The following is an 18,892-nucleotide window of genomic DNA, read 5'->3' on the forward strand; positions in this document are numbered from 1 at the left end:
AAAAATGTAATGTTAATTCACACTAAAATGGGCTTGGGCAATGGATGTGAATTGCTTGATTTGTAGTGGGATGTTCAAAAAACAGATCGCTTGCATGCAACTGTAGACGTTTTGATAGCTTTTCACTTTGTGCATTCTTATACAGGTCGCACCCTAAAATAGGGTGGCCTATAAAATGACTATGTATGCGTAGCTGATGAGTACGCCCAGTCAAAGGAGAAAAGCGTACATAAGTTCTAACAGGGTTAGTAAGGCGCTCTATAACCTTAAACTCGGTAACAGCAGGCTTCCCCTCTAGCTTGCAGATTTTTACACGCGGAAATAGTTGTTTATCTTTAGCTATAGGGGCATCAATTTGCCCTTCATCAGCGCTAATACATCCCTCTAGCATTGCCACATAATGCTTTTCTACATTACGTAGTTGAAACTGTTTATTTAAGCGCTTTGACGCCAAATCGTTAAGACTTACAAGCATTATTCCCGATGTGCCTAGATCTAATCGATGAACTAATTTAGCGTTTAAAAAGGGCGGCGTTAACCCTTTTTGTCCATTTACTAAGCGATAATGTACTGAATCCCAGTTTACTGGATTTTTCCCTGATAAACTCAGTAACCCACTGGGCTTATTAATAACTAAAATATCGTCATCTTCATACAAAATACTAAACGTATCTATACATTTTGGCGCTATAAAATTGTCGATAATAGGGTTTGTTTGGCTACTATTCATGCCTATTAATCGTTATTTTTAGAATGAAGTTGTTTTAAATCAAGTACACGTTCGCGCAGGTTATCAGCTTTTACTTTATTTGCTGAAACAGGCTCGCCAACTGACACCGATACTAACGACCACTTCAAGCGGGGTAATTGCCACTTAGTTTTACGGCTAAACATACTGCCCCATAACCCACCTAAATGCACAGGCACAACAGCAACAGGTGTTCGCTCAATTATTCGCTCTATGCCTCTTCTAAACATATCAATGCCACCATCATCGGTTAGTTTACCCTCAGGAAAAATACCCACAAGCTCGCCGCGTTCAAGTGCCTCTGCAACATCGTCAAACGCTTTCTTAAAGGCTTCAGGGTTTGCTTTTTCACTGTCAATGGGAATTGCTTTGGCCATTTTAAATAACCAATGCAACGCAGGAGAATAATAAATGGGCGCAAAAACCATAAAACGAATTGGCCTTGGTGATGCGGCTAAAATAAACATCCAATCAACAAAGCTGACATGGTTTGCAACAATAACCGCTGCACCTTGCTCTGGAATGTTTATTTCGCCTCTGGTTTTCACGCGATACATACAAATAGCTAAAATATAGATAATAAAGCGCAAGAAAAACTCAGGTACTTTGGTATAAATATACACTGAGATCAGTAAATTTAACCCCGCAAGTAAAAGCAGTAGCTCCGAAATACTCCACTGTAAAATAGACAATGTCACAATACTTAAAATCGCACTACACACCATAAACAACGCGTTAAGTACATTATTAGCTGCAATAACCCGAGACCGACAGGCTTCTTCTGTTCTTTGCTGTATCAATGCATATAAGGGAACAGTGTAAAAGCCTGATGCTATTCCAATGCCTGCCATCCAAACAAAGTGCCACTGCATATCGCCGGTATTTATTACTTGTTTTAAAGTTAATAATTCATCGCTTTGCATGCCATAACTTATAATGTCGGGCTCTTGGCTAAGTAAGTATAAAAATAGAGTAATTAAAATGGCGCCGAAAGGCACAATGCCTAATTCTATTCGCGAACGCGACAGCTTTTCACATAATAAAGAACCTACAGCGATACTTAACGAAAACACTACCAGCGCACTCGTAACCACCAATTCATTCCCACCCATAACGTGCTTAACATAGTTTGGCAATGTGGTTAACACTATGGCGCCAATTAGCCAAAACCAGCTTATTCCTAATACTGATTTACCCACAGACTCTGTTTGTGAATTAAGGGCTGAAAACACATTTTTTGTAGAAGCATATATATTGTAAGTAAACGCTAAATTAGGTTCATTGGCTGCACTCATAGGAATAAAGCGGCTACTTAAATACCCCATTACAGCGAGCACAAGTACAGCAATACTAATAATTGCAGGGCCTACGTTTTGCGTAATGTAATAAGTGCCAAAAATTGTCCCTAGTAAAATAGCAACAAAGGTGCCCGATTCAACTAAGCCATTCGCTTTTGTTAACTCCTCTGGTCCAACGTGCTGAGGTAAAATAGAGTATTTTAAGGGGCCAAAGAACGTACTTTGAAACCCCATAAAAAATATGGTTGTGAGCATAAGCCATATGGACTGGGTATAAATTGATAGTGCACCCACAACCATAATCGGTATTTCGCACAGTTTTACACATCTGATTAATTTTGATTTCTCTGTTTTTTCAGCAAGCTGCCCTGCCATACCCGAAAATAAAAAAAACGGTAAAATAAATAGCCCGGCAGCAATGTTAGAATAGAGCGCGCCATCGGCAAGCGTGGCGGCTTGAAAAACTAATAAAATAAGGACCGATTGTTTATATACATTGTCGTTAACGGCAGAGAAAAACTGAGTAATAAACAGAGGTAAAAACCGTTTACTATTGAGTAAACCGCTTTGATTTGTTGAATGCGTTTTCATTGTGATCCTTACGTTTTAACTCTAAATAAACCTATCTCAAAAAGGGCTTTGATTACTTAGCCGTCAAATTAACTGCATACTATTTTTAGCTAGCTTACCTTAAAAACAAAAAAGCCTACATAAATTAATTACGTAGGCTTTTACATATCTTTTCAAACAGTCGCTTTAATGAACTATTCTTGTGTAACCACGCGGCGACCACTAAATGCATGCATTAGGGTTCTACCATCAACTAAATCAAGTTCGCCTCCAACCGGAATACCGTGCGCTATTCGCGAGGCACCCACATTATTTTTGTGGCAAAGCTGAGCAATGTAGTGGGCTGTAGTCTCGCCTTCAACACTTGGGTTAGTTGCTAATATTACCTCGTTAATACCACCTTGAGAAAGTTTTTGCTCTAAAACATCCAAGCCTATTTCTTTAGGACCAATGCCATCAATCGGTGATAAATGCCCCATAAGCACAAAATATAAACCTAAGTACTGACCGGTTTGCTCAATGGCAAGCACATCAGTAGGCGACTCGACGACACACAAAATACCACTGTCTTGGCGTTTTGTGCTTAGACAAATATCACATTGTGGTTGCTCACAAAAGGTACGGCAAGACTGGCAATGACCTATGGCTGTCATCGCTTTTGTTAATGCGTTACCCAATTGCGCACCGCCTTTACGATCACGTTCAAGCAAGTGAAATGCAATGCGTTGTGCAGACTTAGGGCCAATACCTGGCTGGCAACGTAATGCTTCAATAAGCTGGTTTAAACTATCTGAAAGTTGCATTATTATTTAGAACGGCATTTTCATACCTGGTGGTAATTGCATACCGCCAGTTACTTTGCTCATACGCTCTTGTGTTTCTTCAGCCACACGGCGCACAGCATCATTACACGCTGCTGCAAGTAAGTCTTCAATCATGTCTTTGTCGTCTTCCATTAGGCTTTCATCAAGCTCAACGCGACGAACATTGTGGTTACCAAGCATGGTTACTTTAACTAAGCCTGCACCCGCTTCACCAACAACTTCCATTGTTGCAATTTCGTCTTGGGCTTTTTGCATGCGCTCTTGCATTTGCTGCGCTTGCTTCATCATGTTACCCATTCCACCTTTAAACATAATTTTCTCTCTTTCTTTTAATCTTTAATTGTCATGAAGATAAGGGCGATTGTATAGAATTACAATGCCTGAATACTGTTTTCGTCAATTTCGGCACTAAATAGTTGTTGAAATTGTACTATATTTTCGTCGCTAGTGATCACATCAATTGCTTGCTGATGACGCCCTGCATCTATTTTTTGCTGAATTAAGTAAGGCGAATCGATAACTCCTTGAGCAAAGTTTATACTCAGCGATACATTGTGATCGTAAATACTCGATAGTGCGGCATCAAGTTTTTGACGAAGCATGGGAGTATCGAGATGTTTTTGCGACTCATCAACATCTATATGTAAATTACTTCCCTGCTTTGTAAAAATTGAATGCAGCGCAAATTGGCGCATTCGTCCGCCCAGCCCCATGCGTTTTATTAAATAAGCCCACTCATCTTGCTGATGAGCAAACTTTATTTCACTTATAGGACTTTGAAAATCGTCGGGGACTGGAATACTTTCCTCTTGCGGAGCTGGAGTTGGCACACTTTGAGGATTAATTTGTTCCAATAATTCAGGCGCTAAATTTTCAGTGATTGTTTGATGCTTAGCTTTAAAATCAACTTTCTGTGCGTTTGCAGCGACTACACTTGGGCGTTGTATTTGGCTCCCGCTAACAGGGAGCTCAGGCTTTTTTTCATGCTCGCCTATATTGTAGTTATCCCACGGCGGTGGGTTAGCAGATCCCGTTGGAGGCGCAGGGATTTGTTGTTCTGTATTATCAAAATGGCTTTGTCTATCTTTATTAGTGGCTTCGCTTTGCTGTGCAATTGGCGAACTAACCGGCCTATTACTTTGCTCCCTAGTGTCAATTTCTGGTTTTTTGGGAACTGGCGGCTGGGCTATGTTATGTCCCGATAACCGCCCTGAACCTGATATATTTCTGTCACGTAAGATTCGCGCAATGGCTGATTGTGCCTGAGACTCTTTATCATGCAGTGAAGATGAATCGGTAGATGATTGTTCGCTTTGCGATTCAACCTGTTGCGATGCGCTTTGAGGTGATTCGTTTACCTGCTGATCACTGTGAATGTGAGGATTAAAGCCTTGGTCTAGCGCGCTGCTCATTACGTCATCAAATTGTGCAGATAATGTTTGCTCCACATCACTGTGCTGCATGTAAGCTTCATTTTCGCTGTTACGCTGTGCTTGATCGTCGCTTAATTGCTCTTTAGGCGTGTTTTGGCTCGCTTCAGTTTGAGCCTCTTCAGTTTTAACCTGTACATGCTCTACTTGCTCAGAATCAACAGGCCTGTCGATGACACTCGGTGTCACTTCCGCTTGCTGATCGATAGTTACAAGCGATTTTTCGGCTGATTGCTGAATATTACTTGTGTCACTGTGTTCAGCAGGGTTATTGCTGTTTTCAGGTTTTTTTTTACTTAAAATATCACGCAGTGCATTAGCTCGGCTTTCAGTATCACTTACCGATGATTGAGGCGTATTTATCACGCTCTGCTGAGTGTCGTTTCCTGCAGGTTGAAATGCAAGCAACCTCAGTAAGATCATTTCAAAACCTAAACGTGGCTCAGGGGCCCATTGTAAATCTTTTTTACCATTTAACAGTAACTGGTAATAAACCTGAACTTGCTTTGCACTGGTGTGCTCTGCGACGTGTTTTATGTAATCAGCATTGGTTTCATCAAGCCCAGCGGCTTGAGGCACTAATTGGGTAAGCTGAATTAAATGCGTTAATGAAATTAAATCATCAAGTAACGCTATATAATTTGGATTTTTGCTCGCCACATTGGCTATTTCGCTCATGAGCGCTGCGCCATCTTGGCTCAGCAATGCCGCTAATAAACTTTGGCTGTAGTGTGTATCCATTAAACCAAGCATTGCTTGAACCGCTTGGTTATTAATATCACCATTCGTTTGTGCTATAGCTTGATCGGTTAAGCTAAGTGCATCGCGCATACTGCCATCAGCAGCTTTTGCAATAATGCTAAGTGCATCGTTATCAAAGCTGAGTTGCTCTTGCGTTAATACGTGTTGGAGCTGTGTTTTAATTTCACTTTGCGACAAAGCGTTTAAATTAAACTGTAGACATCGCGATAAAATAGTGACGGGTAACTTTTGGGGATCGGTTGTTGCAAGTAAAAACTTCACATGCTCTGGCGGTTCTTCGAGCGTTTTTAAAAGCGCATTAAAACTATGCTTTGAAAGCATGTGAACTTCATCTATTAGGTATACTTTATAACGCCCACGCGTAGGTGCGTATTGAACATTATCAAGTATTTCACGCGTATCTTCTACTTTAGTACGAGAGGCAGCATCAATTTCTAGTAAGTCAATGTAGCGCCCTGCTTCAATATCTGTACAGCTGCTACATTGTCCACAAGGAGATGCCGAAATACCTTCGTCGCAATTTAAGCTTTTTGCAAAAATACGCGCAATAGTTGTTTTACCAACACCTCGGGTTCCAGTGAATAAATACGCGTGATGCAGTCTATTTTGTGTCAGCGCGTTTACAAGCGCTTGTTTAACATGAGACTGCCCAACCAATTCATGAAAGGTTTGTGGACGCCATTTTCTCGCTAGAACCTGATAACTCATCGATTATTCGCCTTCGAATTCAACCAACTTTAAGATTTTGATACCCATTTTCTCAATGCGTTGTTCGCCACCTAATTCAGGCAGTGATACAACAAATGCAGCATCAGTCGCTTCACCACCTAGTTTATTAACTAGTTTAGCGGTCGCTTCAATTGTTCCGCCTGTTGCTAAAAGATCATCAACAAGAAGCACTTTGTCACCGGGTACAATTGCATCAACATGAAGTTCTAGCGTGTCTTCACCGTATTCTAACAAGTAATCTTGGCGAATAACTTCACGCGGTAATTTGCCAGGCTTACGCACAGGAATAAAAGGAATACCTAAAGCATAAGATAAAGGCGCTCCAAAAATAAAGCCACGAGATTCTGTGCCAATAATTTTTGTAAAACCTTGGTCTTTATATTCGGTTATGAACGCATCAATAGTGGCTTTAAACGCTTCAGGATTTGCCATTAATGTAGTTACATCGCGAAACATAATGCCCGCTTTTGGATAATCAGCAATTGTGGTAATGCTGTTTTTAATAATTGCTGGTGTTACTTGAGTCATAAGTTTTGCTGCTCAATGGTTGATATTACAAAGCAGGTGATTATAACCTTAAGTGAACTTTAATTGCGAGTTTGCTGTGACTTTAACAAAAAATTGAAGGGTTATAGAGGATAGAGAGGCAAAGCATTAAGGCTGATGTTGACAACAGCCTTAAGCTATAAATACGTTTTAGGTTAAGCTAGTGATCCAACCTAAAATTGCATTTAAACAACCAATACCTGCAAATACCGCTAGAAAAGCAATAAAGTAAGTAGCGTTAAACGGATCTTTAAAGTCTTTATCATCTGACATGGTACAACCTTTTATTAAGCACGATAAATAAGGCTGCCATGATAGACGATGTAAAAACATCAATAAAGGCCTTAATCTTGATTTTTTGTCACGATTACACCACGTTCAATCAGCGCATTGATTGTCACAAGTGCCCCTTGTGTTATTTGCTCTTCGTTAAACTGAGGTGCCTGATTAATGACCTGTTGACACAGGTTATCAAATGTAATGCCTTCAACGCTTTCAATGATAGAGAGTAATAAAGCCGTCATTGCATTGGTTGCTAAAAATTGTACATCGTCTTCTTCATCTCTATAAACAACAAAATAGTTAGGTACAACCGATGGCGCTTTTGGCCAGACTTGAGCGCTAATAGTTTGCACTGGAAATTGGTAACTCAAATTTCTCGCTAAGCTTGATAAAAATAATGGACTTTTAGTTAAAGCTGTTTGTTGTAGTTTTTTCTCGTTAGGGTCTTCGTTTGCTATTGAGACGTCAAGCTCTATCCATTCATAATGCGCAAGCTCTAACATAAAAGCAGGATCATAGTTTTTCATTTTATAATTACCGGATAAGTAATGAATAAACTCCCCTGCAATATCTAAAAAATAGGGTGATTGACAATCATATTCACTGAAAAACTGCCTGACCAGCTTTTTCCACTGTTTGTCACTGTAGAGAGTTTTTAAGACCGGATATCCAGAAGAAATGAATCCTTCAATATTATTAAAGAACAGGTCGCGATATATAGCCATACGTCTATCTTCAATATCAGTTGGCTTTTTATTTTTTTTTGGCTCACGTATGTGCGCCATAAATTCATTTTGTACATCTGTAAAGCTCATAGCTGAGTACCCACTGCTTAATTAAAATTCGCTTTAAGCATGTTTTTTTGAACGCCCATAATTCAAATGCTTTTGTTGTAATTGATAAATAATATCAAGCTCTTTAGTTAATACATGCATTGAAGGAATATTAAAGTCACGCTCGAGGAGAGTCGCAAATACACCATGAACGCTATACGCTTTATCGAGCAGCTCCCATACGGGATCAATCACATCAGCACCATGGGTATCGACAATTAAGTCATCAGCCTCATTATAATGCCCCGCGACATGCCCGTAAGCTATTCGCTTTGTAGGTAAGCCGGCTAAAAAAGTATTTGCGTCATAACCATGATTTATCGAGTTAACATATATATTATTTACATCAAGCAACAATTTGCAATCTGCTTGCTCTAAAATTTCATTAGTAAATTCAAGTTCAGTTAACTCTTGGCCTGGCGCACCGTAATAAGATACATTTTCCATCGCAATAGGTCGTTCAAGCATGTCTTGTACTTGCTTAATTCGGGGCACAACGTGCGCAATTGCCTCTTCGGTAAAAGGAATAGGCATTAGGTCATACATATGGCCTTGTCCAGAACAATAACTCAAATGCTCACTAAACATTTTAATATTGTGCTGATCAAAAAAAACTTTTAACGATTTAATAAACTCAATATCAAGCGGCTCTGGCGAACCAATTGACAAAGACAAGCCATGACACACAAAATTATTAGCATCGGTTAATGTTTTAAACTGCTTTTTAAATCGGCCGCCCAGTTTTAGCCAGTTTTCAGGTGCAACTTCCAGAAAATCAATTTGCTTTGGAACGTATTCTAATAACTCATCTAGCATTTCGCGGCGCAAACCTAAGCCGACCATTCCAAATTCAGTACTATGCATTTGTGTCATAAGTGCCTCTACTATTAACAAAAAAGGGCCATTGGCCCTTTAGCATAACTTAATTAAATTAAGAAATTAACGGCCACCACATTTACCTTCGCCACACTTGCCCTCTTTTTTACCTTTTGCGTCGCCACCACATTTACCTTCGCCGCACTTGCCTTCTTTTTTACCTTTTGCGTCGCCGCCACATTTGCCTTCGCCGCACTTGCCTTCTTTTTTACCTTTTGCGTCGCCGCCACATTTACCTTCGCCGCACTTACCTTCTTTTTTACCTTTTGCGTCACCGCCACATTTGCCTTCACCGCACTTTCCTTCGGCAGCATCTAATTGGTAACCAGAAACAAGTTGCTGAAATTCAAACGGGTTTGCTTGTACATCGGCAGATACAAAACTCGCAGAACCCACGACTACTGCACCTAATGTTAATGCGATTGTATTATTTTTTACTGTATTCATTATATTTGCTCTCTATACTCAATGTGTGTAAATCATCGCAATGTAAATATCGTTTTAAATTGCGTGTATGTTTAAGTAGACCTGTGATGAAATAAAAACTTTCATTTTTATTTTATTTAATCGAAAAAATTTGCATCATGCGTTCTCGCTTTAACTATGAGTAACAATTACAGATTTATCAATATGCAATTTACAGGTAAACTAAGCACCTTATTTTTAAAATATAATCGCTTTATGAAACTTGTTTTAGCACCTATGGAAGGTGTTGTAGATTTTAAAATGCGCCAATTGTTAACTGACCTCGGTGGGTTTGATTTATGCGTGACCGAATTTGTAAGAGTGGTTCAAGCACGCTTACCTGAAAAAGTATTTTATCGATACTGCCCAGAACTAAATAATAATGGCTATACCCGAGCAGGCACCCCAGTGCGTATACAATTGCTTGGCCAAGAGGCGAATCCATTAGCTGAAAACGCAGTCAGGGCGATTGATTTGGGTTCTCATGGTGTTGACCTTAATTTTGGATGTCCTGCGAAAACAGTTAATCGCAGCCGCGGTGGTGCCGTTTTGCTTAAAGATCCCGAGCATATGTATACCATAATTAAAGCAGTTAGAGATGCGGTAGATTCAAAACATGAAGTGAGTGCAAAGATACGTTTAGGATTTGATGACGACAGTAACAGCCAAGAAATTATTGATGCGGTTGTAAGTGCTGGTGCTAATAGCGTTGCGATTCATGCCAGAACAAAACGCGATGGATACAACCCGCCAGCATATTGGGAAAAGATACCGCCTATAATAAAAGGAAAAAATATTGCTGTTGTTGCAAATGGTGAAATATGGCAAGTTGAAGACGCAATGCTATGCCAAAAAAGAAGCGGTTGCAGTGACTTAATGCTTGGCAGGGGCGCACTATCTCACCCTGATTTAGCAAAAAAAATAAAAGCGTATGTCAACAATGAGCACTATACGGGTTTAGAATGGGAGCATGTTCTCTATCACTTAATACACTCAGCTATTCATCATGATCCAGCTAAAGATGAAAAATATTTTGCATCTAGAACTAAACAATGGCTAGGTTATTTAAAGCGTCAATACCCGCAGGCAATAACATTGTTTGATGAAATTCGTAGGTTAAAAACCAAAGAAGACGTATCTGCAGTTTTAAAAAAATATGCAAAAGCACCACAACTTGATTCAAATCATGACAGTTAATTAAAAGCAATTAGATAATATCAGTATAACGAGCAGTTAATGTAAAAGGGTTATACTGATAATGAACCACCAAAAGCGCTTATATGATGAACTAACACAAGTTAAATCAAACATACTTGTTATGCTTTCTAAATCGCCCCATCCGGCCCATCAAGGCTTGATCACAACATTAAAACATACAGCAAATAATGAATGGTTAGACCTTGCTGCAAAGAAGCTCGGTCCTGAGTATGCTAACTTAATTAACCGTATGACTATGCTAGAGGCCGCAGTGAGTCAAATTGATATAGGTCAGTATGGCTACTGTTGTGATTGTGAAGAAAAAATCGCAACGGCGTTGCTTCAAGAAGACCCAGCAACACAACGTTGTACAACGTGCGACATTAAAAGGACATCGAACTAATTATTGAAAGTCATAAGCTATAACCCTCTTTAGTTGGTGCCTGCTGAGCTTTTGAGGTTAAAATTTGTTTAAACGGGGTACGAAATTTATTGGCCTATAGGCAAAGTAAAACCTCTGTACCCTACTCATGCCAGTTAACGAATTGTACTTAAGGCAACTAATAATAAGCTGCCCTAGGACGGGCTAAAAAAAAGAAGCAACCCATGTTTAAAATATACGCTGCGTAATTACCTATTAAATGATAGGTATCTTCACCCAAGGCTTTGCCTTACCAAAAGTCTCGGCAGATAAAAAATCCTAGATTAATGACAAACCTGTCCACAAAAACTAAACGATTGACCTGGATAAAGAATAATATCTTCAACTAAGTATTGCGCGGTCTGTTCTGGCACTTTAAGACGCTTTGATAAATTAACTTTAGCCTGAGCAATCGTCCATGCGTGGTAATGAATACCTATATCTGTTTCCATCATTGCAAGCATGAGCAACTTATCCTTATTAGACAATTTTGCTTTGCTAGCCATAGCGGGCAAATCTAAGTAATGTGCTTGCCAGTCAAGTCCATTAATCAATGGCTCTTCAGATAAATACTGCACTACAAACGATTTAATATGATTTTGTGCAAATTTGGCATTAATAACTGCACTTTCCAGAACTTTAAGTTTTTCGTTAATAATAACAACCCACTCTAGAGGTGAATTAACTGCACTACCATAATAATTGAGTTTACTCTGATACCACTCTGAACCATTAGAAAGCCCTCTTAAACCAACACTTCCTCGAGGCTTATAGTTGGCCAAATAGTTAGAAAAGGCCCTGATGTGGCTTTTAATTGCCCCTTGTGTAGCCTTGTTTTCAATAGCTTGCGCTACATATTCCTGTAGTAAAGCATACTCTAACTTATTTAGTTTTAAATTACTTTGCTTAGCAATTTCTAACTTAGCTTGGGTAAATTTAAGCCACTTTATAGTCTGCTCAACAGTGCTAGTGGAGTGTTTAAATAAGCTCATATTATTTAAAACATTTACTTGGGCTGGCCAAGGAAAAAACCGCTCAGGAAACCGCTCTGCAATAACCAAATAATTAACTTGAGTAATTTGATTAGGTGTTAACTTCATCGTCATCAATTGCTGATAAATAGCATGACGGTTATCAAGATATTCGTTCGAATAAACGATATTTTCATCTGTAAATTTTTTATTATTTGTTCCCTCTTCTAATACCAACGCAGTATTTAAAGACTTTAAGGCGCTTCGTGCCTCATCAAAAGAACTAAAACTATCACTCTTATCAGTACAGCCAATCAGAAACGCACACAATAATAATGATAAAAAAAACGTTTTATACATAGTAATCCTAATAAAAAAAGCCCCAGAGGGGCTTTTTAAAAGTTGCTAATGTTAGCTAAAATTAAATTTTAACACCGTTGCGAGCGGCTTTATCTTTAATGTAGGTAGACCAACCTTTTGCAAACTTACGTGTGCGTGGGTCATCCATAGCTTTAACAATAGCAGCATAAGCTTGCTTATACTTGCCTTGGTAGTAATACGCTTCAGCTAAATCTGAATATATAGTCCCTTTTTTGTCAGAGCCAAGCTCTAACGCCTTGTTCAAGCGAACAACGGCAGCACTAAACTTCTCAGATTGTAAAAGTAATGAACCTGCTTTGCGGTAAAGCTCAGCGTCGTCATCAAATTTAGCAGCTTCTTCATAATACTTAGCAGCTTTCTCTATATCTTTAGAGCGATGATAGTTACTTGCAACCGCGTTGACATTTTGCTTAGTACGTTTAACTTTTTCTTCTTTAATTGCCTTTTCAAGCGTTACAGCCGCTTTGTAAGGAATTTCATTTAAAGAATAAAAGTTAGCAAGTACTTTATATTCAACTTCGTTTTCAAAGTAACCGTTTTTGAAAGCCACTTCCATTGTTGCAAGGCCTTTTTGATATTCTTCGGTTTGTAGGTAGTATTTACCTAAACCAACCCAAGCTTTTTTATCATCAGGCCAAACTTTAACAATTTCTTCACCCACTTTAACCATATTTGCATAATCTTTAGTTTCAAAGTATGCACCAAGTTTAAGCTGGTAAGGGCCTTTGTTAGGCTCTTTTTGAAGCGCTATTGCTTTGTTAGCAGGCTCAAAAACATCACTGAATTGCTCTAACTGAAAGTTAGCTTGCGCAATACGAGTATATACAGTTGGATCTTCCTCACCTGTGAAGTCCATCCATGCTGTGTATGCTTTTTTTGCTTCTTTGTATTTTTCAGTACCCGCGTACAAATCACCTAATAACTTAAGTGTTTGTTCGTGGTCTGCAAAGTTCAAAATATCAGGCGCTACTGCTAGCTTGCTGTATTTGATTGCATCAGCGTAGTTTTCTTTCTGCGCGTACATGCTACCTAAGTAACGATTTACAGTCGCTTTATCAAACTCATCTGAAGGGTCAATCTCTCTCAGCAATACAATCGCTTCGTCAACTTTTTCTTCGTTATACAAGTCAAACGCTTTAATTACTTTTTTACCAGTACGCTCGCCCATGATCTTAGTTTTTGCTTTCTTACGCTCTTCAATTTTCGCGTAATCTGGCGCCGCTAATACAGATGAACTTAAAGTTGCACCTGACACAGACATAAGAATTGCAAGAGCAGTTACTTTAGATAAATTTCTCATTACTCGCCTCCTTAGCCTTGGTTAAGTTTAAAGTCTAGTTGAACTTGTAAACCAACTTGTTTTTGTGGCTTACCGTCAATGATTTTCGGACGGTATTTCCACTTACGAAGTGCACGTTTAGCTTCACGGTCAAAGATACGTTTAGGCTCTGCGTCGATTACATCAACATCAATAACCCCGCCTAACTCATCAATTGTGAACGAAAGTTGTACCCAACCTTCTTTACCATCACGCGCTGCTTGCGTTGGATATTTTGGTTCAATACGAACGATAGGTGTCGCATCACCATCTCGTCCAAATGCACCCGGACCACTTAGTCCACCAGCAGAACTTCCTACGTCGATGCTTGGCATGTTAAATGACATTGCACCTGGGTTAGGATTAGTATCCGGCTGTGGCGGCTGCGGTTTAGGCGGCTGCTTTGGCGGTGGCGGAGGCGGAGGCGGTACACGCTTCCTCTCCTGCACCTTAGATTCAGGCGGATTCGTCATTATTTCGACTATGATCTGCTCTTTTTGTTCCGTATTACGGTCAGCCCCACCAGAGATGAGGTAAGCCATGAAGTAGAACAAGCCGAAAGTAACTGCCCCACCTGCAATCAGTGAAAACAGAAAACGAATCATTACTGATCTCCAGCTATTGAAATTCTTAGGTTATCGCCCGTCGCTTTAATCTGGTCCATAACTTTAACCACTGTGCCATGTTTTGCTTCTTTATCAGCTTGCAAAATTACAACGTCAGTAGGTTGTTCTGCTAATAAGCTTTCAATCTTCGCTGAAACACGTTCAACGTCAACTTGCTGCTTATCAATCCAGATTGCGCCATCACTACGTATAGCAATAAAAATGTTAGCATTTTTTTGCTTCGTAGCTTGGGCAGCTTTAGGTTTATTGACCTCGATACCAGCCTCTTTAACGAACGATGTAGTTACGATAAAGAAAATAAGCATGATAAATACGATGTCAAGCATTGGTGTCATATCTACCGCTGCTTCTTCTTCTTCACGAAAACGTTGTTTACGTGCCATATTTAATTCTCTCTCTAGTGATGAGGCATGCTATCTACAAGTTTGGCTTTCACCATTCTCGCTCTTGCCTCAAGGCGTGAGCTAAAGAAAACTCCAGATAGTGCCGCAACCATTCCAGCCATTGTTGGGATTGTTGCCATTGAAATACCTGATGCCATTAAACGTGCATTACCAGTACCTTGAGTTGCCATGGTTTCAAAAACCGCGATCATACCCGTTACAGTTCCAAGTAAGCCTATTAAAGGACAAACAGCTACTAATGTTTTAATCAACAACATACGCTGATCTAATTTTTCAGACGCTTCAGAAATCCATGCTTCACGGATTCTGTGTGCGTACCAAGACGTAGTGTCTTGGCGGGCATCCCACTTTGCAACAATATCCTTCGTTAAACGAGGAAACTCTGCAAGTAAGAACCAATAGCGCTCAATCATTAAAACCCACATCAGAAAGAGTGCTATCGCGACCACGTATAAAACCTGGCCGCCTGTGCCAACAAAATCCCTGATAGATTCCCATATCTCCATCAGGACTAGCATTAGGCTTTCTCCTTCTCCGCGTGAGTAGCGATGATACCAGCGCTTTGCTCATCAAGGATATGTAATACCGACTTACTACGACCTGCAACAATAGAGTGCAGTAGGATAAGTGGTAGTGCTGCAATTAGACCTAGCGCTGTAGTTACAAGTGCTAGAGAGATGTTACCAGCCATGATCTTCGGATCGCCCGTACCGAACAATGTGATTGTTTGGAACGTTAAAATCATACCGATTACTGTACCTAGTAGACCTAGTAATGGTGCGATAGCAGCAAGGATCTTGATGATGTTGATACCAGCTTCAACACGTGGAGTTTCACGTAGAATCGCTTCATCAAGTTTAAGTTCAAGGTTTTCAACATCTTGAGACTTGTTGTCATGATACACTTTAAGAATACGACCCAGAGGATTGTTTGTATTCGGTGTAGACAAGTTCTTAAGTTGTGATTTGATCTTAGAAGTAGTAAGCGCTAAGTCAATGAAACGAACTAAGAAGATTAATAGGCCTACAGCAAGTAATACAGTGATGATGTAACCAACTTCAGCACCTTGCTCGTAGTATTCCATTAACGTTTTCTTCTGCGTATTAATACGCAAGATAGCACCGCGTGTAGGGTCAATGTAAACGCCCGCGTAGCTATCAGAAGACGTTGCTTCTAGGTTAGAAATGCCATCTAGAATGTAGCTATCAGGTTGTTTACCTAAAGGCTGGATAGACTTTGTTTCTGGTGAATAGATTAAGTAACCTTCGTCAGCAACTAAGTTAAAGTTACCAATACGAGTGATTTTCTTAACCGCAGTGTTTCCGTCAAGACCAGCAACTTCAGATTCAAAAGTAGAAACTTTTGCTGACTCTGTCATTTCTGTTTGAAGTGAAATCCAAAGCTCTTCTAACTCACGAACTGTTGGAAGTTCTTTAGCGGCTGCTAGTGAACGAAGTACTTCAGCACGGCCTGGTTTTTCAGCACTTACTAAAGATGCTTCAATTGAACCAATTGCGTCTTGCGCTGCACGACGTACAACACCAAACATCTCACCTAACGTACCTTGCGCGTTTTGTAGAGCTTGCTCTTTTTCCGCTAAAGTATTTTCGTTTTGTGCATATTGCTTAGCTAAAGAGTCACCACGTGCTTTTTCAGCAGCTAGTTGGCTTTTCGCTTTATTAAGTAAAGATTGCTTGTCAGCACGCTCTGATAAGAACTCTTGCTCACGTTGCTTGTTGATTTTACCTTCAGAGATACGCTCTTGCTTAACTTGCTCAAGAATTTTGTCTAAAGCGTCAGTGTTTGCGTGTGCGTTAAGCGCGGTACCTGCAGAAACAGATAGTACTGCTGCAACAGCAAAACCTTTAAATAGTTTCTTCATTATTGATTACTCCGCGCCAAAGATTGGTAGTTTAACAAGTTCTAGTGTCGCTTGCTTACGTGCCATGCGGATCACTTCTTTAACAGGTTTTAGGTATTCTTCACCTAATTCTTTCCACTGTTTAGTGTTGTTATCCCATACCCAAGCATGTTTCAAGTCAAAAGACTGAGCAACATAAGTAATACGACCTAAACGACCGATATCTACGTTGATGTTTTTGCCATCAATTTCCAGCGTACCTTGAGAAGCAGTTACTGCAGAGCTGTATGCTGTTTCAACTGTGTAAGCTTCAAGAACCTGACGGAATTTTTCAGACGTAGTAACAGAAGCTGATGCCATAATGTCACGAAGTCTTTCAACACGGCCTAGGCGCGTTTCAAGATTGAATGGAACGTCCGCTTTGATGAATTGCTCAAGCGTATCGATCATGCGATACATCAAAGGCACAACGTTTTGTTTAGTGTTATCGATAGTCGCGATTTGACGATCGAACGATTCAATCGATGCATTTTGGTCAGCGACCAAACGTGCTACGTGATCGTTGTACACTTTCATAAGTTCAGTCTCATCAACGATGCTACGGTACTCAGCGATTAGCTCTTGAGTTTGACCGTATACATTGTCAATTTTAGTTTGAGACTTAACAGCAGCCTTTTGAATTGTTTGACCTGCTTTTTGCACGTCATTCAAAGGATCTGCAATCACATTGCTGCTTGCAAATGCAAAAGCGCCAACCAACGCAGTTGCTACAAGACTCTTTCTGATTTTAACAGACATAGTTCCCAACCAATTAAGTAATGTTACTTTTATAATTTAATTATCCTCCGAAGAGAACAACCCTGATATCTTTTAATAGATATCAACCTTTCAATAATGCTAAATGCAATAAGCGCTGTCAACTTGATGTTGGAGGTAATTAGCAAATAAATCACCTACCGATGGACCACATTAAAGTAGCACCAATAAAATGTTAACATTATTGCAACCAACTGTATTATCAACACTCCTAGCAAACCCCAATAAGGTTGATGTTTGACTGGATAGACCTCTAAACAAACAACATAAATGCAACATTTAGTTCAAACTAGATATATGTAAAAAAAAAATAAAAACATTTAAAAAAAAACTCTTTTAGAGGCTCTATTTGACGTTTTTTTATCATTTTTTAGCACTTTAACTCAGAAAAAGAACGGTTTAACGCACAAAAATCAAACGTTACACATATTGAAAGTTGTAAAGCTAATAGAGGGAATTCAATATCGAAATTGTGAAGGTTTTTTCGCACTCAAAAACTATAAGCAGCGTTCTAAACTGATGGACGAAATAAAATCTCATTAATGGCTTCGGCTAAATCAAAATTAAAACAGACTTTCTTTAGTTAATTATTTTCATGAAGCTTAAACCGAGTCTTTATCTATGTTGACTGTATATTACTTATTAGCTCACTATCCAAACTCAAAGTTTTGACGATTAACCATATAATCTAGTTTGAAGCTGAGTTTTGTAAATATTAATACTTTAAAACTTACAAGTTAACCTAGAAGAGTTACGAAAATATTAGAGCTTTATAGGAAGCACAAAATTAATAATGCATAAATACTGTTTAGCATATTTAAATTGAAATCAGGTTTCTAACAAAATTAAGACATATAATGGTCTTTTGGAGTTTAGATATAAGAAATGAGCGCTATTAATGATTGGAGGTATTGAGCTTTTTTAGTATGAGAGCGTTTTAAGGGATGATGGTGAAACAGAGACCTGCTTCACCAAGATGAACATGAGTTCACATAATTAAAATTATGCTGCTTCAACGTTCTCAGCTTCAGGGCCTTTTTGACCTTGTTTGATGCTGAATGTCACTGCTTGACCTTCGCTAAGAGTGCGAAAACCAGAACCAGAGATTGCGCTGAAGTGTACAAACACGTCAGGACCGTTTTCTTGTTCAATGAAACCAAAGCCTTTAGCTTCGTTGAAAAACTTTACTTTACCAGAAACCGACATACTAAATTTTCCTGTAAGTCAATAATTAAAAATTCTGCCACGTTATTGTGGCAATAGCCTCCTTGAGTCAATGCTCATAAAAATAGAGGTATAGTACAGGAACAAGTAATAACCTAACTGGTAACCTTAAACGCAGCACAATATCCGTAAATTCAATTCATAAAAACTCAAAGCAAGGTAAGATTAACACATTCTATTTTTTTTCGCTCTATTAATTGAAAATAATTTCTAAAAAAACTTACCCTGTGAGTAAAAACAGATAAGACTTTGATTAAAATAAATAAAAATAAAATATTATTGTAATATTTATTACAAAACCCTAATAAAA

General features: G+C 39.1%; 20 protein-coding genes. 2 read left to right on the forward strand and 18 right to left on the reverse strand.

Annotation, left to right across the window (positions count from 1 at the left end; translation table 11 throughout):
• Positions 1–22: 22 nt before the first annotated feature.
• The 10 genes from KZZ04_RS03880 to KZZ04_RS03920 all read right to left on the reverse strand — a co-directional run bounded on the left by KZZ04_RS03880 (position 23) and on the right by KZZ04_RS03920 (position 9,345).
• Positions 23–730, reverse strand: a complete 708-nt coding sequence (locus tag KZZ04_RS03880; RefSeq protein WP_058404302.1) for an RluA family pseudouridine synthase — start codon at positions 728–730, stop codon at positions 23–25.
• Positions 731–735: 5 nt separating this feature from the next.
• Entirely contained in the window at positions 736–2,637 is a 1,902-nt protein-coding gene (locus KZZ04_RS03885; protein ID WP_219421881.1) for an MFS transporter, read from the reverse strand.
• 173 nt (positions 2,638–2,810) lie between these two features.
• Positions 2,811–3,419, reverse strand: a complete 609-nt coding sequence (gene recR, locus KZZ04_RS03890) for a recombination mediator RecR (RefSeq protein WP_058404300.1) — start codon at positions 3,417–3,419, stop codon at positions 2,811–2,813.
• Between the two features lie 6 nt (positions 3,420–3,425).
• Positions 3,426–3,752 carry a YbaB/EbfC family nucleoid-associated protein gene (locus tag KZZ04_RS03895; protein WP_006792396.1) on the reverse strand — a complete coding sequence of 109 codons (327 nt, stop codon included), beginning with the start codon at positions 3,750–3,752 and terminating at the stop codon, positions 3,426–3,428.
• A gap of 59 nt (positions 3,753–3,811) precedes the next feature.
• Positions 3,812–6,340, reverse strand: coding sequence for a DNA polymerase III subunit gamma/tau (gene dnaX, locus KZZ04_RS03900; protein WP_058404299.1), 2,529 nt, complete (start codon positions 6,338–6,340; stop codon positions 3,812–3,814).
• Between the two features lie 3 nt (positions 6,341–6,343).
• Complete coding sequence (apt, locus tag KZZ04_RS03905; protein WP_058404298.1) at positions 6,344–6,889, reverse strand: adenine phosphoribosyltransferase; 546 nt, start codon at positions 6,887–6,889, stop codon at positions 6,344–6,346.
• Between the two features lie 168 nt (positions 6,890–7,057).
• The gene (locus KZZ04_RS21165; RefSeq protein ID WP_008132255.1) at positions 7,058–7,180 is read right to left on the reverse strand and encodes a hypothetical protein; all 123 of its coding nucleotides are present in this window, start codon (positions 7,178–7,180) and stop codon (positions 7,058–7,060) included.
• A 71-nt stretch (positions 7,181–7,251) separates the two neighbouring features.
• The gene (locus KZZ04_RS03910; RefSeq protein WP_219421882.1) at positions 7,252–8,004 is read right to left on the reverse strand and encodes a DUF2063 domain-containing protein; all 753 of its coding nucleotides are present in this window, start codon (positions 8,002–8,004) and stop codon (positions 7,252–7,254) included.
• Positions 8,005–8,037: 33 nt separating this feature from the next.
• Positions 8,038–8,865: a DUF692 domain-containing protein gene (locus KZZ04_RS03915; protein ID WP_219421909.1), complete on the reverse strand. Its 828-nt coding sequence runs from the start codon at positions 8,863–8,865 to the stop codon at positions 8,038–8,040.
• A gap of 96 nt (positions 8,866–8,961) precedes the next feature.
• Positions 8,962–9,345 carry a hypothetical protein gene (locus KZZ04_RS03920; protein ID WP_219421884.1) on the reverse strand — a complete coding sequence of 128 codons (384 nt, stop codon included), beginning with the start codon at positions 9,343–9,345 and terminating at the stop codon, positions 8,962–8,964.
• A gap of 234 nt (positions 9,346–9,579) precedes the next feature.
• On the opposite strand from KZZ04_RS03920, the gene KZZ04_RS03925 reads away from it, so the two are divergent.
• Entirely contained in the window at positions 9,580–10,560 is a 981-nt protein-coding gene (locus tag KZZ04_RS03925; protein WP_219421886.1) for a tRNA-dihydrouridine synthase, read from the forward strand.
• A gap of 61 nt (positions 10,561–10,621) precedes the next feature.
• Positions 10,622–10,963 carry a TraR/DksA C4-type zinc finger protein gene (locus tag KZZ04_RS03930; RefSeq protein WP_219421888.1) on the forward strand — a complete coding sequence of 114 codons (342 nt, stop codon included), beginning with the start codon at positions 10,622–10,624 and terminating at the stop codon, positions 10,961–10,963.
• Between the two features lie 302 nt (positions 10,964–11,265).
• On the opposite strand, the gene KZZ04_RS03935 is transcribed toward KZZ04_RS03930, so the two are convergent.
• The 8 genes from KZZ04_RS03935 to KZZ04_RS03970 form a co-directional block, all read right to left on the reverse strand.
• Entirely contained in the window at positions 11,266–12,312 is a 1,047-nt protein-coding gene (locus KZZ04_RS03935; RefSeq protein ID WP_058404293.1) for a hypothetical protein, read from the reverse strand.
• Positions 12,313–12,373: 61 nt separating this feature from the next.
• Entirely contained in the window at positions 12,374–13,633 is a 1,260-nt protein-coding gene (locus KZZ04_RS03940) for a tetratricopeptide repeat protein (protein WP_006792386.1), read from the reverse strand.
• A gap of 11 nt (positions 13,634–13,644) precedes the next feature.
• A complete protein-coding gene (locus KZZ04_RS03945) occupies positions 13,645–14,256 on the reverse strand; it encodes an energy transducer TonB (protein ID WP_010557583.1) in 612 nt (203 codons plus the stop codon).
• Positions 14,256–14,660 (reverse strand): biopolymer transporter ExbD, encoded by a 405-nt coding sequence (locus KZZ04_RS03950; protein ID WP_006792384.1) that lies wholly within the window; start codon positions 14,658–14,660, stop codon positions 14,256–14,258. Before KZZ04_RS03950 ends, KZZ04_RS03945 begins: the two co-directional genes overlap by 1 nt.
• Before the next feature lie 14 nt (positions 14,661–14,674).
• On the reverse strand, positions 14,675–15,199 hold the full coding sequence (locus tag KZZ04_RS03955; RefSeq protein ID WP_004588135.1) for a MotA/TolQ/ExbB proton channel family protein: 525 nt from the start codon (positions 15,197–15,199) through the stop codon (positions 14,675–14,677).
• On the reverse strand, positions 15,199–16,563 hold the full coding sequence (locus tag KZZ04_RS03960; RefSeq protein ID WP_006792382.1) for a MotA/TolQ/ExbB proton channel family protein: 1,365 nt from the start codon (positions 16,561–16,563) through the stop codon (positions 15,199–15,201). Before KZZ04_RS03960 ends, KZZ04_RS03955 begins: the two co-directional genes overlap by 1 nt.
• A gap of 6 nt (positions 16,564–16,569) precedes the next feature.
• Complete coding sequence (locus tag KZZ04_RS03965; RefSeq protein ID WP_058404292.1) at positions 16,570–17,340, reverse strand: DUF3450 domain-containing protein; 771 nt, start codon at positions 17,338–17,340, stop codon at positions 16,570–16,572.
• Between the two features lie 1,020 nt (positions 17,341–18,360).
• Positions 18,361–18,564 carry a cold-shock protein gene (locus KZZ04_RS03970; protein WP_006792379.1) on the reverse strand — a complete coding sequence of 68 codons (204 nt, stop codon included), beginning with the start codon at positions 18,562–18,564 and terminating at the stop codon, positions 18,361–18,363.
• Between the last annotated feature and the right edge of the window lie 328 nt (positions 18,565–18,892).

Source organism: Pseudoalteromonas sp. CR1 (assembly GCF_019392235.1).
Lineage (GTDB): Bacteria > Pseudomonadota > Gammaproteobacteria > Enterobacterales > Alteromonadaceae > Pseudoalteromonas.

What these genes read in the sequence shown, in the direction of transcription:
- KZZ04_RS03945 (WP_010557583.1), bottom strand. Translation starts at nt 14,256, where the DNA reads ATGATTCGTTTTCTGTTTTCACTGATTGCAGGTGGGGCAGTTACTTTC.
- KZZ04_RS03885 (WP_219421881.1), bottom strand. Translation starts at nt 2,637, where the DNA reads ATGAAAACGCATTCAACAAATCAAAGCGGTTTACTCAATAGTAAACGG.
- recR (WP_058404300.1), bottom strand. Translation starts at nt 3,419, where the DNA reads ATGCAACTTTCAGATAGTTTAAACCAGCTTATTGAAGCATTACGTTGC.
- KZZ04_RS03895 (WP_006792396.1), bottom strand. Translation starts at nt 3,752, where the DNA reads ATGTTTAAAGGTGGAATGGGTAACATGATGAAGCAAGCGCAGCAAATG.
- KZZ04_RS03910 (WP_219421882.1), bottom strand. Translation starts at nt 8,004, where the DNA reads ATGAGCTTTACAGATGTACAAAATGAATTTATGGCGCACATACGTGAG.
- KZZ04_RS03935 (WP_058404293.1), bottom strand. Translation starts at nt 12,312, where the DNA reads ATGTATAAAACGTTTTTTTTATCATTATTATTGTGTGCGTTTCTGATT.
- dnaX (WP_058404299.1), bottom strand. Translation starts at nt 6,340, where the DNA reads ATGAGTTATCAGGTTCTAGCGAGAAAATGGCGTCCACAAACCTTTCAT.
- KZZ04_RS03940 (WP_006792386.1), bottom strand. Translation starts at nt 13,633, where the DNA reads ATGAGAAATTTATCTAAAGTAACTGCTCTTGCAATTCTTATGTCTGTG.
- KZZ04_RS21165 (WP_008132255.1), bottom strand. Translation starts at nt 7,180, where the DNA reads ATGTCAGATGATAAAGACTTTAAAGATCCGTTTAACGCTACTTACTTT.
- apt (WP_058404298.1), bottom strand. Translation starts at nt 6,889, where the DNA reads ATGACTCAAGTAACACCAGCAATTATTAAAAACAGCATTACCACAATT.
- KZZ04_RS03955 (WP_004588135.1), bottom strand. Translation starts at nt 15,199, where the DNA reads ATGCTAGTCCTGATGGAGATATGGGAATCTATCAGGGATTTTGTTGGC.
- KZZ04_RS03970 (WP_006792379.1), bottom strand. Translation starts at nt 18,564, where the DNA reads ATGTCGGTTTCTGGTAAAGTAAAGTTTTTCAACGAAGCTAAAGGCTTT.
- KZZ04_RS03925 (WP_219421886.1), top strand. Translation starts at nt 9,580, where the DNA reads ATGAAACTTGTTTTAGCACCTATGGAAGGTGTTGTAGATTTTAAAATG.
- KZZ04_RS03960 (WP_006792382.1), bottom strand. Translation starts at nt 16,563, where the DNA reads ATGAAGAAACTATTTAAAGGTTTTGCTGTTGCAGCAGTACTATCTGTT.
- KZZ04_RS03950 (WP_006792384.1), bottom strand. Translation starts at nt 14,660, where the DNA reads ATGGCACGTAAACAACGTTTTCGTGAAGAAGAAGAAGCAGCGGTAGAT.
- KZZ04_RS03920 (WP_219421884.1), bottom strand. Translation starts at nt 9,345, where the DNA reads ATGAATACAGTAAAAAATAATACAATCGCATTAACATTAGGTGCAGTA.
- KZZ04_RS03915 (WP_219421909.1), bottom strand. Translation starts at nt 8,865, where the DNA reads ATGGTCGGCTTAGGTTTGCGCCGCGAAATGCTAGATGAGTTATTAGAA.
- KZZ04_RS03965 (WP_058404292.1), bottom strand. Translation starts at nt 17,340, where the DNA reads ATGTCTGTTAAAATCAGAAAGAGTCTTGTAGCAACTGCGTTGGTTGGC.
- KZZ04_RS03930 (WP_219421888.1), top strand. Translation starts at nt 10,622, where the DNA reads ATGAACCACCAAAAGCGCTTATATGATGAACTAACACAAGTTAAATCA.
- KZZ04_RS03880 (WP_058404302.1), bottom strand. Translation starts at nt 730, where the DNA reads ATGAATAGTAGCCAAACAAACCCTATTATCGACAATTTTATAGCGCCA.